Origin of the sequence: Neobacillus vireti, assembly GCF_036962345.1 — a bacterium.
Classification (GTDB): Bacteria; Bacillota; Bacilli; order Bacillales; family Cytobacillaceae; genus Neobacillus; species Neobacillus vireti_A.
Genome location: NZ_JBALNB010000010.1, coordinates 21295 through 36457 on the forward strand (window position 1 = coordinate 21295; position 15163 = coordinate 36457).

Genomic DNA, 15163 nt, shown 5'->3' on the forward strand with positions numbered 1-15163 from the left:
ATGAGAAATGGCTGAAGTAAATCCAGAAGTTCAAGAGTTTATGAAAAGCTCAGTTGTAACCGATTACACAAGAGATATACAACAATACAACTTAGGACCTCTTTGGGAAGCAATTCCTACAATTATGCACAAAACGCCAAAGCCTCAAGCACAAGCTTATCTTTGGAGCGATGAATTAATCAAAAAGAAAATGGCAGAAGCGGCTCAAATCTTCACACCAGAACGGGGCGGGGAACGCCGGGCGATTTATTTTCAAAACCCTGGATTAACGTATCGTGAACCTTGGGGATGGGGATCTACTACCCAAACGATTTATGCAGCTGTTCAAATGTTATTACCTGGTGAAAAAGCACCATCCCACCGTCACTCACAAAGTGCATTGCGCTTTATTTCTGAAGGTTCTGGTGCATATACGATCGTGCAGGGTGAGCGTATTTTCATGGAGGAAGGTGACTTTTTAATTACTCCAAAGAATTTATGGCATGGGCACGCCCACTTAGGAACAGAGCCTATGTATTGGATGGATGCTTTAGATATTCCTACCATTTATGCAATCGGCGGTACATTCTTTGAACCTTATGAAGATGGTTTACAACAGCCAGATATTCCAGATAATTTCTCAGAGAGACGTTATCGCGGCGGCATGGTTCGTCCTGTTGGTGATGATAAATATACAGTTGCTCCACTTGCAAATTATAAATGGGATCGCACGGTAGAAGGAATTAAAGGGTTAATGGAATTCGATCCAGATCCACACCATGGATACGCAGTAGAGTACATCAACCCATCTACAGGTAAATCAGCAAACCCTACGCTTGGCACTAGAATGCAGCATTTACCACATGGCTTCCAAACAAAGGCATTACGCCATACGCACTCAACTGTTTACCAAGTACACAAAGGTTCGGGTCACACAGTTATCAATGGCATCCGTTTCGATTGGAAAAAAGGTGATTACTTCGTTGTTCCGAACTGGGCATGGTATGAACATACTGCCTCCGAAGACTCTTACCTATTCTCAGTAAACGACTTGCCAATTATGAACCTTTTCGACTTGGAACAAGAGCAATTGTTTGAAGAGTATAATGGCCACCAAAAAATTACTGGTGAATTTAAAGCGGATTTCCGTTAATACAATAATCCAAACAAGAGCGGATCCCGAAATGGGCCGCTCTTGTTGCATGTTTACACACCCGTTATTCTGATATCCGCTATTGCAGTAATCGGAATGCGGTGTATTTCTTCGAAGTGATCAACGATATGAAGCCTCCCAGTCATTTCGTCCCAATAATGAATTTTTCCAATAACAAGTTCATAATTACTCTTTCGATAATGGGTAATGGTAACAAATTGGTCAAATTCGATGGCTTCAGATAAGGTCTCATTCATGAGTTCGAGCTGCTGTTCATCTATTATTTTTTGCTCTTCATACTGATCTTCCTTTACCCAATCCCTGAGCAATTTGATGTGCTCAGGAAGCATCATCGAAACCCATTTGATCCTTCCGCGGTCACGAATCATCACATTCCCCCCTCTCTTATCTTTTGTGCCCGCCAACCAATGTAGCCCGGTGTCTTGCCGTTCCGGCAGCAGTATAGGAAACAGCTCGTAATAAGGCACCCGATCCAAATCGTCTTCGAACAGAATCAACCACGTAACCAAGTTCTCGCCGCTTTACCGCACCCATATCAAAAAGATCGAGCTGAAACTCGTGGTCATCGACGATATTTCCGATGCTAATCGCAATTTGCCTTACTGTCTTTCCTGTATAATGTTCGTAAAATAATTCGAGACAGACACGGTACAGGTCCATCGTTACATTTGTTGGCTGCATGATTGTTCTTGAACGATGAAAACCGCCGCCAAGTTCATCTTGGCTATAACCGATACTGAGGCTGACCGTCCTCCCAGCTTTGCGGCGGGAGCGCGCTCTTCGGGCTACCTCTTCACAGATTTCTAAAATCACATGCTTTATTTCTTCTTCGTCTTTATAATCTCTTAAAAGAATTTGGCTTTTGCCAAAGCTGATTTGCCCCTCAATAAGAGGTGCTCCCAGGTCGGAAAGGTCAACTCCCCAGGCGTGATGATAAAGCTGGTTACCCATGATTCCAAATTTCTTTTCCAGCGCTTGTAAATCATAGCGAGCCAGCTGACCAACTGTGAAAATGCCCATCCCATTTAATGTTTTTTCAACACGCCTGCCAATCCCCCACATTTCTCTGAGTGGTGAAACCTTCCATAGCTTTGTTTGGACGTCCTCATACTTCCATTCAGCAATTCCATGCTTCTTTGCTTCAAGATCTAGGCAAAGCTTCGATAATAACATATTAGGGCCAATTCCGACCGCACAGGGGAGCTGGAATTCACGTTCAATATCATCCTTAATTTTTGCTGCAATGGTAAAGGCATCCCCCCACATATGAAGTACTCCATCCACCTTAATAAAACTTTCATCAACGCTGTACGTGTGAATGGCTTCCTTTGGAACATACCGATTAAACAGACGGGTAATTTCAGTAGAAATACGCAAATAGGTTGCCATTTTTGGCTCAACAACTTGAATCCGGGGATCATCAGGAATCTCAAATAGCCTCGAACCTGTTTTAATTCCAAATTCTTTCTTTAAACGCGGTGATGCAGCAAGCACAACACTTCCATTTCGTTCTTTGTTACCGGCCACAGCTAGATAGCAAGTCAAGGGATCAAGACCAAGCATGACAGCAGCACAGCTTGCATAAAAACTCTTCATGTCTACGCATAAAATCTGATTGTGTGGTAACGTGCTGTAATCAACCATGACTTTTCCTCCCAATTTGAAAAGCGCAGGGCTCTCGCCCAAAGCTAGACTCTAAAATTATCGAACATTTGTTCTTTATATTATATACATATCTTACGCGAATATGCGTTCGTATTCAATGGAAATTTTTTGAGGGATTTCATGGTTATGGTTATTTTTCGCAAATAGCTATTGTAGGAAAAAGCGGTATAATTGTGATGAGGTGCAGGTAAATGGAGAAAAAACTGATCATAAAAATGATAAAGAATTGCTTTAAACAATATTATGCTGAAGTGGATTCCCTCCCACTGAGCAGTGGAGATTTAGAGGAGCTTGCTGTTAAGATTATTAAAATAAAAGAAGAACAACCAGCTATAGAATTATACGAGGCGATAAATGATACGGTATATGAATTTTTAACAGGGTAATCTTTTCAAATCAAAAAAACCGCGATTGCGGTTTTACTTTTTGTTAAATGCCTTTTTTCCAATTCGTTCAAAAAGTCGCGGGAAGAGAACATATACGACACTGCCCATATTCATCCACCGGGGCAGGTTAATTTCCCTCGTTTTTGTCAGCATACTCTCAACAACTTTCCTTGCTACATATTCTGGCTGCAGCATGAATCTTTGAACATTTTTAACATACGTGCCTTTTTCGTCGGCAATGTTAAAGAAATTCGTTGCAATCGGTCCGGGATTCACAGATGTGACCAACACATTGTAATCACTAAGCTCCATCCTAAGGGAATTGGTGTAACCTAGAACAGCATGCTTAGTGGCAGAGTAAACACTTGATTTTGGCGTAGCGATTTTCCCTGCCTGAGAGGCAATGTTAATAATATGCCCAAAGCGGCGTTCGCGCATTTTTGGCAGAACCATGCTGGTACACGCCATAAGCCCAACCACATTGACATCGAACATCCCTTTGATTTCAGTTATCGTTGCTTCATGGGCTGCACGGAAAACACCGAATCCTGCATTGTTTACAAGAATATCAATATGATCAATTTTCTCGAGAATCTCGTAAAAAACTTCCTTTACTTTATCCGTATCCGAGACATCCAATTGGTAGACGTCTACCTTTACGTGATGCTTCTGCTCCAATTCTTTTTGCAGCTGATTGAGCTTTTCAATGCTGCGTGCTATAAGGACAAGATTAGCACCACTCGCTCCACAAAGCTTGGCAATTTCAGCACCGATTCCCCCGGATGCACCGGTAATAACAATATTTTTTCCCTTAAGTTGTTCTCTCGCCATATATTACACCTCATCTAGCCTGATAAAGGACAGGTTGTTGATCCTTATTACTAATAATCTCGCCGATTGAGGCTAAATAGTCAAGCTGACCCACTGTTTCCGATAGTGTCAGCATTAATTCACGCTTATAAGCGGAAGGAAAAAGACGTTTGCAAAGTTCAAATACCGTTTGCTGTTCTTCTTTAAGCCAATCATTGACCTTCATCGCCCTTTCATGTTGATGAATCAGCCTTTTTTCGATTAACTCTTTTAGTTGAAACACTTCAGCACCGTGACCCGTATAGACAAACTGAATGGGATAAGACAATAGTTTCTTCATCGAGTGATTATGTTGCAGCTGTGGCTTCGGTCTTTCTTTTTCACCAGGCGCCGGCGTTTCAAGGAATGGGTTGGGTGAAATATGTGCAAGAATTAAATCCCCTCCGATCAGTACGCCATCTTTTTCACGAAAAAGAGCAATATGGCTCTGGGCATGTCCAGGGGTCTCCAATACCGTCCACTCCGTAAGTCCAGGCGGGCTCATTCCTTCAACCAGCTCTCCAGTTAAGGAGCGATTACAGGAGTACTTCAGGGTATCCATTAACATGGAACGAGATGGAAGAAGTTCTTGTGGTAAACCATAGTCAAGAAATTCTGCACCAAAAAATTTCTCTTGTTCTTCAAAAAAAGCATCGGTTGGATGAATCCATCTTTCATTAAGCGGGTGACCATATACCTCAATCTTATCGGATAAAAAATCCAGCATTCCAACATGATCCGGATGATGATGGGTAATAATGACTTGTTCAATATCATCAGGGGTTAAATGTAATTCAGTCAGCTGCTGCTTAAATGCCGCCCATGACGCTTTTGTTTTGACCCCACAATCGACAAGTGTCAAACGCTCTCCTTTAATTAAAAATACATTAACATCGCCGACCGCAAAAGGAGTCGGCAAAATAATTTTCGCAATTCCGTCTTTCCATTGAGTCATTCAAAAAGCTCCTATCGATGTAAACATTTTTTGACAATTTATATTTAAGATAAAGTGTAACGATTTTCTTCTGCATTGTCATTTTTTCTGCATGGTTTATTTAAATAGTTGAAAAATTATGTAACTTTATTTCTTGACAGATAAGGGTTTATCAAGCATAATCACTGAAAAATCTTTAGGGGGCTTAACGTTGAAAAAACTAGCGTTTATCGGTGCAGGCTCAATGGCAGAAGCACTAATTTCAGGGATTCTTGAAAAAAGTTTAATGGATAGCAAGAATATTTGGGTAACGAACAATTCCAATTCAGAAAGGTTGAAAAAGCTAAGTGATACTTATGGTATCAGTGGAAGCTATGATTTAAACGAATTGCTCACAGGTGCAGACATGGTCATATTATCGATGAAACCAAAGGATGTTGCACCAGCGATACAATCTATTCGGGAATATTTAACCGAAGAAATGCTCGTCGTCTCAGTCTTAGCAGGAGTGTCCATTAACACCATTGAAGCATTAGCAGGATTGCCAATCGCCATTGTTAGGGCAATGCCCAATACATCGGCGGCGGTTGGAAAATCTGCCACCGCCGTTGCGGTAAATGACCGTGTTACTTCCCAACAAATTGAGGCAATGAAAAATTTGTTTGGAACCGTTGGCTTGACAACTTTTGTTGAGGAGGAACAGCTGGACGCCGTAACAGGACTTTCTGGAAGCGGTCCTGCTTATATTTATTACCTTATTGAGGCAATGGAAAAAAGTGCTGTAGAGGTTGGACTCGACAAGGAAATGGCGAGTGAATTAATCGTGCAAACCTTAATTGGGGCTGCTGAAATGGTGAAAAATTCAACAAAGTCATCTGAGCAGCTGCGCAGAGATGTTACAAGTCCTGGAGGAACCACAGAGGCTGGTGTCAAAGTACTTGAAGATCATCAAGTCCAACAAGCATTTATTTCTTGTATTAAGGCTGCAACTGCCCAATCAAAAAAAATGGGGGCGGCCTTACGTGAACAGCTGGAAGTGACCGAACCAACTACTTAATTTGGATGTTTGGTTCTATTCATTTAAACTAGCATTAAAAGGTTTTGGGAAGTGTACGCGATGTTAACCATTCTATTTGCTTTAGGAATTTTTGTCTGGATTGTTTTTCTCCTAGACGGTTTAATAGGTTTACGAAAAATAGACGCTTTAGAAATTGAACAAAGCTTGGAAAACGGACCACTGTTATCGGTCATTGTTGCGGCCCGTAATGAGGAAAAGCAAATACAACCCAGTGTTCTCAGTCAGTTAAATCAAACTTATCAAAACGTTGAATGGATTCTCGTCAACGATCGGTCAACGGATGATACTGGGCTTATGATGGAGGAGTTGCGGCTAAAAGACCGGCGGATTTCAGTTCTTCATATAGATGAATTACCAGAAGGCTGGCTTGGAAAAAATAACGCCTTATATAGAGGATTCCTTGGAGCTTCTGGGAACTGGATTTTATTTACGGATGCGGATGTAAGATTTGAAAGAGAGGCATTTGCAAAGGCACTTCATTATTTTGAAAGAAATGAGCTGGACCATTTAACAGCTTCCCCAAACTTGAGCGCAAAAAACTTTTGGCTTAAATCATTTGTTGCCTTTTTTCTATTTGGTTTTTCCTATTTTAAAAGACCTTGGGCAGCTAATAATCCAAAGTCAAAAATCGGGACTGGGATTGGGGCTTTTAATCTTGTTTCAAGAAAAGCATATGAAAGCTTTGGAACGCATGAAATGGTGAAAATGCGACCGGACGACGATCTACAGCTAGGAATGAGAATGAAACGATCTGGATATCGTCAAAGAATTGTCACCGCGTTGAAGCTCATTGAGGTTGAATGGTATGGAAGTTTGCAGGAAGCATTTGTCGGACTCGAAAAAAATACATTTGCCGGATTACATTACCGGGTAAGTATGGTATTTTTTGCGATATTCGGGGTTTTTATTACGAATGTTCTGCCCTTCATAACAATATTTTCTTCTAATAAAATAGTCGCACTATTAAGCTTAGGAATTATTGTGTTAAGCGGGATTCACTACATAATGGTCATCAAAAAAATGACCATCTTCTCTCCTGCAATGTTTCTCGTATTGCCTGTGACTGCTCTCTTGTTTATCTATTCAATCATCCGTGCCAGCTGGCTAACCTATAGACGCGGCGGCATTATGTGGAGAGGAACACTGTACAAGTTAAGCGAGTTACAGGAAAAGGATAGGGAGCATTAAGCAGGAATGGTTTTATGAACAGTTACGGTCACTATAGAGATGGCAAATAGTGACCATAACTGACGGGCATCGCGGATATAATTCAATTAACGCTGATATATCCGTTTTATCGCAGATATATTTCATTTAACCCTAATATCACTATTTACTCGGTATGTTGATTTCTTTAAAGTCTTCGGCAATGTCTGTATTCGTAAAGATTTCCTGTGCTTCCATTACGAGTTCACGCCATGCCTGACGGTCGTAACGTGAGCTGATATGGGTTAAACAGAGCTGCTTGCTGCCAGAGCGTCTAGCCGCTTCTGCGGCCTGGTGAGTGGTCGAGTGAAAATAATCAAAGGCCAACTGCTCTTCCCCTTTTGAAAAAGTAGCTTCATGTATTAACAAATCAGCATCCCTTGCCAATGAAATAGCATTATCGCAATATCTTGTATCGCCAAGAATAGTCACAATCCGTCCCTTTTGATTTGGCCCTAGGTAATCTTCAGGGATGATGACTCTGCCATTTTCAAGCGTCACACTTTCACCTTCTTTTATTTTTCGGAAAATAGGACCGGGCTGTACTCCGTCTTCAACAAGCTTATCGGCCAAAAGAGTCCCAGGTTTGTCTTTTTCGACAATGCGATACCCATATGAGGGAATGCCGTGCTCAAGCAGCCGTGCTTCTACACGAAACTGTTCATCTTCAAAAATAATTCCCTCATCAATTTCTATAATCTTTAACGGGTATTTTAAGTAGGTTTGACTGACAGAAAGACTTATCGTTATAAATTCCTTTATACCTTTGGGACCGTAGACGATTACTTCTGATTCACCGCCTTGAAAAGAACGACTCGCTAATAAACCGGGAATACCATAGATATGATCGCCATGAAGATGGGTAACGAAAACTTTCTCGATTCTGCGAGGTTTTATGGATGTATGTAAGATTTGATGCTGGGTTGCTTCACCGGCATCAAATAACCAAATCGCGCCTCGCTCTTCGAGTAATTTTAAGGCAATTGAAGTAACATTGCGAAGCTTTGCCGGAACACCAGCACCCGTTCCTAAAAAAAGGATATCCAACCCAACTCCTCCTTTTCGATATAATGTTACAAATAATATAGCATATCACTTGCACAAATGCCCTATATCCGTGGTATTCTCTTTTAAAGGGATTTAGATTTCATACATGCTTCAATCAATTTTGGCTAAATCTAAATTGAATACATATTAAGGAGAGGTAATGACAGTGGAACAATCAAGAAATATGACATCATTAATCATGATTTTCGGTGCAACAGGAGATTTAGCTATTCGAAAGCTCTTTCCCTCCCTTTACCGCTTGTTTCAAAAAGGAAAGTTAGATAAATTTGCGGTCGTTGGCGTGGCCAGGAGACCATTATCAACCGAAGATTTTCAAAATTCTGTGAAGGACTCCGTTTTAAACGCTCTAGGTAAGAAAGATAAAATCGATGAGTTTGTGTCTCATTTCTACTATCAGTCACATGATGTAGCGGATTCCAGCTCTTATTTAGCTCTAAAAGATTTGGCAGAGCAGATTGATGAGCAATATGAGTTAGAAGGAAATCGAATTTTTTATCTTGCTATGGCACCTGAATTCTTCGGTCCAATTGCCCTCCATTTAAAATCCGATGGATTGACCGATGTAAAAGGCTACAAACGCCTGGTCATTGAAAAACCATTCGGGCATAATTTAGAATCGGCAAAAGAGTTGAATAAGCAAATTCGAACTGCTTTTTCAGAGGAAGAAGTTTACCGAATTGATCACTATTTAGGGAAAGAAATGGTTCGGAATATTGAAGTTATTCGTTTTGCCAATGCGATATTTGAACCATTATGGAATAACCGTTATATCTCCAATATTCAAATTACGTCCAGTGAGGTACTCGGAGTAGAAGAACGCGGCCGTTATTATGAAACAAGCGGTGCACTCCGGGATATGGTGCAAAACCATATGATGCAGATGGTAGCATTGCTTGCAATGGAACCGCCAATTAAGTTAACAACCGATGAGGTCCGCTCTGAAAAGGTTAGGGTGTTTCGTTCACTACGTATGATAAAGGGAGATAAGGTAGATAAGTATTTTGTCCGCGGACAATATGGTGCAGGATTAGTCGAGGATGAACAGGTGCCTGAGTACCGCGCCGAGCCAATGGTGGACAAAGAATCAAATACAGAAACCTTCGTGGCTGGAAAGATTATGATTGATAATTTCCGCTGGGCAGGTGTCCCATTCTATATCCGTACAGGAAAAAGAATGGCAACAAAATCAACGAAAATCGTTGTTCAATTTAAAGACATTCCGATGAACCTTTATTATCAGCCGGAAAAACTGTTAAATCCAAACCTTCTTGTCATTCATATCCAGCCAGAGGAAGGCATTACACTTCATCTTAATGCTAAAAAAGCTGGCGGCCATCTTGATGCCCAAGAAGTTAAACTAAGTTTTGCCAATACTGGAATTCATGCGATGAATACCCCTGAAGGATATGAAAAGCTCCTTTATGACTGTATGCGAGGGGACGCGACGAACTTTACACACTGGGATGAAGTTGCCTACTCTTGGGCGTTTGTAGATAATATTTCTGAAGTATGGGAAAATAACAAAGCGGATTACTATCCAAACTATCCTTCAGGATCAATGGGACCGGAAGCAGCAGACAAACTATTAGAAAAAGACGGTTTCTTCTGGTGGCCAGTTAATATATTAGACGTTGATATTTGTAAATAAAATCAGAAAAGCGGAAGCGCCCTAGTTCAGCGGCGTATGGCCTCCTCGTAAAAGCTAACGCTTTTCCTTCGTGCGAAGCCTACGCTGTCGAAGTGTTCCTTGTGGAGCGCTCCAACTGAGATAAAGGAAACACGAAGAGCCGGAGGCGATTTGATGTTGACTTATCGTAGGTAGGTAAAAATCCTGAAGGGATTTTTACTCGCGGAGCGCGAAGGACACTAGCCGCTAGGGCGCTCCTCAGAAAAGCTAACGCTTTTCTTTCGTGCGAGGCAACGCTCCCGAAGCTTACTCTTGTGGGGCTGGACAATAATCTAAGTTCAAAAAACTTATACTTTCTTTCAAAAAAAGGCTCCGCTTTTGTCATTAAACAAGAGCGGGGCCTTTAATCATCTTCTTCTTTATTTTTTTGAGGGAAGGTTCGTAGAAAATCTTTATTAAAACTGGTTCCAGTTCCCACATTATCAGCATGTTTGATTTTTTTTGTGCCGGCATTTTCAATAATATGTTTCCCGTATTTATCACGTAGAGTAGAAAGTGTTTTGAGTAACGGCTCTTTTTTTGCATCTTTTTCAAAAGAAAACAAATCAAGCTGCTTAAAAGCCAAATCTTGCTCTACTAAATCATATCCAGTTATGCCTAACAAACGGACAGGATCTCCATTCCAAGCTTTCAGAAAAATATACTTTGCAAGGGTTGCGATGTCCTCTTTATGTTGAATGGGATTTGAAAGCTTTTTACTTCGTGTAATCGTTTTGCGGTCTTTAAAACGGATTGTGATCCCCACTGTGGCTGTTAGGACATTTTTACGTTTAAGCCTTATTGAAACAGTTTCAGCCAAAGATTCCAGTACCCTATTCAGCTCTTGTTGATTGCTAGTATCCTTCGGCAAGGTGGTTGAATTCCCAATACTCTTAAACTCCGAAACCGCATCAGGGTCAACAGGCCGAGGATCAATTCCATTTGCCCTTTCCTTTATTCGAATACCATTAATACCGAGCAGTGATTTTAGTTGTATCTCATTTCCAGCAGCTAACTCTCCAATCGTGTGAATACCAATGGTCGTTAACTTCTCTGCTGTTTTTTTACCAACTCCATGCATTTCATTCGTATTTAATGGCCACAACACAGAGGGGATATCCCGCTTGCGAAGGATTGTTATTCCCATTGGTTTTTTCATATCTGAAGCTGTTTTAGCTAAAAATTTATTGGGTGCGATTCCAATACTGCATGGCAAATCCAGTTGTTCAAGGACCCTTGTTTGAATACTTTGGGCGATTTCGATTGGACTGCCGAGCTCATAGGAATCGGTTATATCTAAATACCCTTCATCAATTGATACCGGTTCCACCAGTTCGGAATAATTTCTTAGAATTTCAAACATAGCAATCGACGCAGTTCGGTATCGTTCAAAATTGGGCTTCCTTACAATTAACTGCGGACAGAGCTTCTTTGCTTCCCATAGTGGCATCGTCGTCTTGACCCCAAATTTTCTCGCTTCGTAGCTGCAAGTAATAATGATTCCACGTCGCTCCTCAACGTTTCCCGCTACGGCAAGCGGCTTACCCTTAAGCTCCGGGTCATACGCCATCTCCACGGAGGCATAAAAGCTATTCATATCCACATGCAGTATCACTCTTCCCTTTTTCGGATACATTTCCTTCACGCAGAATCGACTCCTAATCAAATGGGTATGTATTATAGTATAACAAAAAGGAGAACCAGATGGCTCTCCTCTATTCTATCCTTATTGGTTTGCAACTTCTTCAATAATCGCGATTGTCATTTCTGCTAACTTGTTTAATTCTTCAATTGACATGCGCTCGTTCGTTGTATGAATGTCTTCATAACCAACAGCCAGGTTTACGGTTGGAATGTTAAATCCAGCAATAACGTTTGCATCGCTTCCACCGCCGCTATGCTGTAATTCACAGCTGCGGCCGATTTTCGCTGCTGCTTTACGAGCGATTTCTACGACTTGGTCACCTTCACCAAATTTAAAGCCTGGGTACATAACCACAATTTCAACTTCTGCTCTTCCACCCATGTCAGCCGCTGTTGTTTCAAAAGCTTCTTTCATTTTGGCCGCTTGTGCTTCCATCTTTCCAGCAATTAGTGAACGCGCTTCTGCTAAAATATCAACACGATCACATACAATATTTGTAGCTGAACCGCCTTCAAACCTGCCAATGTTCGCAGTAGTCTCGGAATCAATTCTGCCTAATGACATTTTTGCAATCGATTTTGCAGCAATCGTAATAGCAGAGACTCCTTTTTCTGGTGCTACACCTGCATGAGCTGTTTTTCCATAGATAACAGCTTTTATCTTAGCCTGTGTTGGAGCTGCAACGACGATATTTCCTACTAAACCATCACTGTCTAACGCATAACCATATTTTGCTTTTAATAAGGAAGAGTCAAGTGCTTTCGCCCCAACAAGTCCAGATTCTTCTCCAACCGTGATAACAAATTGAATCATCCCGTGTGGAATATTCTGTTCTTTTAGAACACGGATGGTTTCAAGCATAACCGATAAACCGGTTTTATCATCTGCGCCTAAAATCGTTGTACCATCGGAAACTACATAGCCATCTTTTATCGACGGCTTTACACCTTTTGCTGGAACGACTGTATCCATATGTGATGTAAAGTAGATAGGATCAACGCCCTCTTTTGTTGCGGCCAAGGTACAAATTAAATTTCCGGCACCATGCCCTGTAATAGCTGTTGTGTCATCTTCAATTACATCCAGACCTAAGTCGGTAAACTTTTGTTTTAATACTTTTGCAATTTTAGTTTCGTATTTTGTTTCCGAATCAATTTGGACAAGCTCCAAGAATTCATTCAAAAGACGTTCATGATTAATCATTAGAATAACCCTCCGTTTTATATACTCACTGTATAAGTATACCCCTTCGGATACTTGTCATCAAATGATTGCTTAGAGTGGGATATTCCCGTGTTTTTTGAATGGTCTTGATTCTTTTTTGTTTCGCAGCATTTCTAAAGCTTGAATAATTTTTATTCTCGTTTCACGCGGATCAATCACATCATCCACCATCCCACGGCTTGCCGCTACATATGGATTTGCAAATTTTTCACGATATTCTTCAATTTTTTGCTGCCTTACCTGTTCCGGATTATTGCTATTTTGAATTTCCCTCGCAAAAATGATATTGGCTGCACCCTGTGGACCCATTACGGCTATCTCAGCATTGGGCCACGCAAAGACTAAATCAGCACCAATAGACTTGCTATTGAGTGCAACATAGGCACCCCCATAAGCTTTTCTTAAAATAACCGTCAGCTTGGGTACAGTTGCCTCTGAATAAGCATATAGTATCTTCGCTCCATGGCGAATAATCCCCCCATGCTCCTGTTTAACACCCGGAAAGAAACCTGTTACATCTTCTAGTGTAATAATTGGGATATTAAAGGAATCACAGGTACGAATGAATCTTGCGGCTTTGTCAGATGAATTAATGTCAAGTCCACCCGCCATTACCTTTGGCTGATTGCAAACAAATCCGACACTTTCACCTTTAATTCGTGCAAAGCCAACAACAATGTTTTTTGCAAAGCTTTTTTGAATTTCCATAAAAGAATCCGCATCGGCTAATTGTTCAATAACCAACCGGACATCATAAGGACGAACGGCGTCAAATGGAATAACATCCGTTAAATCCGGACGATAATCATTTTCTTCTTCAACTGGAAGTCTTGGAGGCTTTTCTTCATTATTTTGAGGAAGATAACTTAGAAGTTTTCGAACCTCTTCTAAAACTTCCTGCTCGGAAGGAGCTTCAAAATGTGCATTTCCGCTAATGCTATTATGAACATGAGCTCCACCAAGATCCTCAGCTGAAATCTTTTCACCTGTTACGGTTTCAATTACTTTTGGACCTGTAATAAACATTTGACTTGTTTTCTCAACCATAAAAACGAAATCTGTAATGGCTGGTGAATAAACGGCACCACCGGCGCAAGGTCCCATGATAACGGATATCTGTGGAATCACTCCCGAATATATTGCATTTCGATAAAAAATATGACCGTAACCATCTAGCGAAACAACACCTTCTTGGATTCGAGCCCCGCCCGAATCATTTAAGCCAACAAATGGCGTTCCATTTTTAGCCGCTAAATCCATGACATTGGCAATTTTTTGGGCATGCATTTCCCCAAGCGCTCCGCCAAATACCGTAAAATCTTGTGAAAATAAGTAAATCGGTCTGCCGTTTACTTTGCCATAACCAGTAACAACACCGTCACCAGGTCCCTTCTGCTCATCAAGACCAAAGTCGTTTGTTCTGTGCTCGATAAATGGACTTAATTCTATGAATGTCCCTTTATCGACTAAAAGTTCTATTCTTTCTCTAGCCGTTAATTTTCCTTTTTCATGCTGTTTTTCAATTCTTTCGTCTCCGCCCCCAAGTTCAACTTCCCGGCGCTTATCATATAATTCATTAATTTTTTCATAAATGTCAATCATTACCCCTCATCCCTTCTTTTCGCATAGTTCCAAAAGAACACCTGATGCTGACTTTGGATGCATAAAGGCAATGTGAGCCCCTCCGGCACCAATTCTTGGTTCTTTATCTATCATTGTGATTCCTTTTGTATTCATTTCATGAATTCTTTCTTCAATAGAATCAACCGCCAGTGCAACATGGTGTATCCCCTCACCACGTTTCTCGATATATTTTGCAATTGTACTTTCCTCCGACGTTGGCTCTAGAAGTTCAAGCTTCGTTTCCCCAGCTTTCAGAAACGCAACCCTTACCTTTTGACTTTCCACCACTTCAATCCCCACTAAAGGAAGATTCAACACTTCAGTATAAAAGGGAAGTGTCGTTTCAAGTGATCGAACGGCGATACCGATGTGGTCTACTTTTTTAATCATCTTTACCCCTCTGTTTCCAAAATTTTAATAGTTTCGACAATTACCATATTCGCTAAAAAATTCATAATTCCTTCCCAAATTGAAAGGTTGTTCCATTGTTCAATTAGGTTTTTCCCTGTAGAATAGAGATAAAGCATATTATTAAAAGGGGGAACCCACTATGTCTAAGAAAAAAACGAGAAAATTAATCGTATATTTGATGCTATTTGCAATGTTAGCTTCAACTCTCTTAATCGGGATTGCACAATTTATTTAATAAAAAATAGACAAAAGGGA

General features: G+C 40.8%; 15 protein-coding genes. 6 read left to right on the plus strand and 9 right to left on the minus strand.

Annotation, left to right across the window (positions count from 1 at the left end; genetic code table 11):
* Positions 1-7 precede the first annotated feature (7 nt).
* Positions 8-1132: a cupin domain-containing protein gene (locus V7108_RS12205; RefSeq protein ID WP_335510629.1), complete on the plus strand. Its 1125-nt coding sequence runs from the start codon at positions 8-10 to the stop codon at positions 1130-1132.
* Positions 1133-1185: 53 nt separating this feature from the next.
* Here the strand turns inward: V7108_RS12205 and V7108_RS12210 are convergent, their stop codons facing one another.
* Complete coding sequence (locus V7108_RS12210) at positions 1186-1521, minus strand: YolD-like family protein (protein ID WP_335510627.1); 336 nt, start codon at positions 1519-1521, stop codon at positions 1186-1188.
* 16 nt (positions 1522-1537) lie between these two features.
* Complete coding sequence (locus V7108_RS12215; protein ID WP_335510625.1) at positions 1538-2797, minus strand: DinB/UmuC family translesion DNA polymerase; 1260 nt, start codon at positions 2795-2797, stop codon at positions 1538-1540.
* A 212-nt stretch (positions 2798-3009) separates the two neighbouring features.
* Between V7108_RS12215 and V7108_RS12220 the strand changes: the two genes are divergently transcribed.
* Positions 3010-3204: a YqzH family protein gene (locus tag V7108_RS12220; RefSeq protein ID WP_335510624.1), complete on the plus strand. Its 195-nt coding sequence runs from the start codon at positions 3010-3012 to the stop codon at positions 3202-3204.
* Positions 3205-3237: 33 nt separating this feature from the next.
* On the opposite strand, the gene V7108_RS12225 is transcribed toward V7108_RS12220, so the two are convergent.
* Positions 3238-4035, minus strand: coding sequence for an SDR family NAD(P)-dependent oxidoreductase (locus V7108_RS12225; RefSeq protein WP_335510622.1), 798 nt, complete (start codon positions 4033-4035; stop codon positions 3238-3240).
* Between the two features lie 10 nt (positions 4036-4045).
* Positions 4046-5008 carry an MBL fold metallo-hydrolase gene (locus tag V7108_RS12230; protein WP_335510620.1) on the minus strand — a complete coding sequence of 321 codons (963 nt, stop codon included), beginning with the start codon at positions 5006-5008 and terminating at the stop codon, positions 4046-4048.
* Positions 5009-5198: 190 nt separating this feature from the next.
* Between V7108_RS12230 and proC the strand changes: the two genes are divergently transcribed.
* Complete coding sequence (proC, locus tag V7108_RS12235) at positions 5199-6044, plus strand: pyrroline-5-carboxylate reductase (protein WP_335510618.1); 846 nt, start codon at positions 5199-5201, stop codon at positions 6042-6044.
* Positions 6045-6104: 60 nt separating this feature from the next.
* Positions 6105-7253 carry a glycosyltransferase gene (locus V7108_RS12240; RefSeq protein ID WP_335510616.1) on the plus strand — a complete coding sequence of 383 codons (1149 nt, stop codon included), beginning with the start codon at positions 6105-6107 and terminating at the stop codon, positions 7251-7253.
* A gap of 141 nt (positions 7254-7394) precedes the next feature.
* On the opposite strand, the gene rnz is transcribed toward V7108_RS12240, so the two are convergent.
* Positions 7395-8318, minus strand: a complete 924-nt coding sequence (gene rnz / locus V7108_RS12245; RefSeq protein WP_335568404.1) for a ribonuclease Z — start codon at positions 8316-8318, stop codon at positions 7395-7397.
* A gap of 160 nt (positions 8319-8478) precedes the next feature.
* Here rnz and zwf point away from each other — a divergent pair, with 160 nt between their 5' ends.
* Positions 8479-9987, plus strand: coding sequence for a glucose-6-phosphate dehydrogenase (gene zwf, locus V7108_RS12250; RefSeq protein WP_335568405.1), 1509 nt, complete (start codon positions 8479-8481; stop codon positions 9985-9987).
* A 382-nt stretch (positions 9988-10369) separates the two neighbouring features.
* On the opposite strand, the gene V7108_RS12255 is transcribed toward zwf, so the two are convergent.
* The 4 genes from V7108_RS12255 to mce form a co-directional block, all read right to left on the minus strand.
* The gene (locus V7108_RS12255) at positions 10370-11650 is read right to left on the minus strand and encodes a DNA polymerase IV (protein WP_335568406.1); all 1281 of its coding nucleotides are present in this window, start codon (positions 11648-11650) and stop codon (positions 10370-10372) included.
* Between the two features lie 81 nt (positions 11651-11731).
* Positions 11732-12853 (minus strand): M20/M25/M40 family metallo-hydrolase, encoded by a 1122-nt coding sequence (locus V7108_RS12260; RefSeq protein ID WP_335568407.1) that lies wholly within the window; start codon positions 12851-12853, stop codon positions 11732-11734.
* 72 nt (positions 12854-12925) lie between these two features.
* A complete protein-coding gene (locus V7108_RS12265; protein WP_335568408.1) occupies positions 12926-14476 on the minus strand; it encodes an acyl-CoA carboxylase subunit beta in 1551 nt (516 codons plus the stop codon).
* 6 nt (positions 14477-14482) lie between these two features.
* Complete coding sequence (gene mce / locus V7108_RS12270) at positions 14483-14887, minus strand: methylmalonyl-CoA epimerase (protein WP_335519961.1); 405 nt, start codon at positions 14885-14887, stop codon at positions 14483-14485.
* A 160-nt stretch (positions 14888-15047) separates the two neighbouring features.
* Between mce and prli42 the strand changes: the two genes are divergently transcribed.
* Positions 15048-15143 carry a stressosome-associated protein Prli42 gene (gene prli42 / locus V7108_RS12275; protein WP_335519958.1) on the plus strand — a complete coding sequence of 32 codons (96 nt, stop codon included), beginning with the start codon at positions 15048-15050 and terminating at the stop codon, positions 15141-15143.
* The last annotated feature ends 20 nt before the right edge of the window (positions 15144-15163 follow it).